Origin of the sequence: Aquitalea sp. FJL05, from assembly GCF_003852595.1 — a bacterium.
GTDB classification, from domain to species: Bacteria; Pseudomonadota; Gammaproteobacteria; order Burkholderiales; family Chromobacteriaceae; genus Aquitalea; species Aquitalea aquatilis.
This window is the reverse complement of sequence record NZ_QAJS01000043.1, coordinates 1-267: the sequence shown is the minus strand read 5'-3', so window position 1 is coordinate 267 and position 267 is coordinate 1. Positions and strand designations below refer to the sequence as shown.

Genomic DNA, 267 nt, shown 5'->3' with positions numbered 1-267 from the left:
CGGGTTCGACGTCGGACACTGCGACGGGAGAAGCGGGCCGAGAATGTAGAGTCATCTCGTTAATGTCCTCTGCAAAACAATAGGTGCTAAGTCTAATAACCGCACCGATTTCGCCCTCGCTGCCTGATTAGGCCGAGCTGCGAATCCGTCAGTCTAGAGTTGCTTCCACTCTAGGTCCTGGCGTCGCTTAGGGAGCCACTGCTTCAGATATTTGTTGAGGGTATCTGAGGGACTTTTACTCAACTCCGTTCGTTGGTCCACATGTTC

At 52.8% G+C, this 267-nt stretch carries 1 other RNA gene; it reads left to right on the top strand.

What is annotated here, in order from left to right:
- Positions 1 to 267, top strand: a transfer-messenger RNA (tmRNA) gene (gene ssrA / locus DBR44_RS19420); the annotation flags it as partial.